A 246-nucleotide genomic window follows, 5' to 3' on the forward strand; every position below is an offset into this window, starting at 1 on the left:
AGCGTGGTGGTTGATCGCAGCGATGACCGCCGTCCCGCTCATCGCCCTCGGCCTCGTCATGACCTACCGTTGCGCGACACCGCTCGCCGATCCTGCCCCGCCGACACCGGACTACGGGGTCCAGGCGCACGTCGCCGGCGTGACGATGGCGGCAGCGGCGGCGGGGGGCCTCGGCGCGGGCGAGTACGCGACGAAACGCGAGGTCGGCCGCGGTCGAAGCGTCGGCGGGACCCCCGCCCCGGGGCT

1 protein-coding gene is annotated in these 246 nt (G+C 75.2%); it reads left to right on the forward strand.

Going from position 1 to position 246, the window contains the following annotated elements; genetic code table 11:
• Positions 1 to 22 precede the first annotated feature (22 nt).
• On the forward strand, positions 23 to 246 hold a 224-nt coding region (locus tag KVS71_RS18185), incomplete at its 3' end, for a hypothetical protein (protein WP_217585237.1).

It is taken from the genome of Microbacterium sp. GbtcB4 (assembly GCF_019091465.1).
In the GTDB taxonomy this organism is placed as follows: domain Bacteria; phylum Actinomycetota; class Actinomycetes; order Actinomycetales; family Microbacteriaceae; genus Microbacterium; species Microbacterium paraoxydans.